The sequence below is a fragment of the Variovorax sp. Soil_C_26 genome, from assembly GCF_057657075.1.
Window position 1 is genome coordinate 1 of the sequence record NZ_JBDGJC010000061.1, and the last position, 254, is coordinate 254.

General features: G+C 65.4%; 1 protein-coding gene. It reads right to left on the reverse strand.

Annotated features, from left to right (window positions below; genetic code table 11):
• On the reverse strand, positions 1 to 254 hold a 254-nt coding region (locus tag AC3A6G_RS27475), incomplete at both ends, for a methyl-accepting chemotaxis protein (RefSeq protein WP_487875107.1).

Below are 254 nucleotides of genomic sequence, written 5' to 3' on the forward strand. Positions count from 1 at the left end.
CTGCCCGCCTCGACCTTGCCGACAGAGTCGTCGATCAGGCCCTTGATCTCCTTGGCGGCCGCGCCCGAGCGCTGCGCAAGGCTTCTGACTTCCGAGGCCACGACTGCGAAGCCGCGGCCCTGCTCACCGGCGCGTGCCGCTTCGACCGCTGCATTGAGCGCCAAGATGTTGGTCTGGAACGCAATCCCGTCGATCACGCCGATGATGTCGACGATCTTGCGCGACGAGGCATTGATCGAGGCCATGGTGTCGAC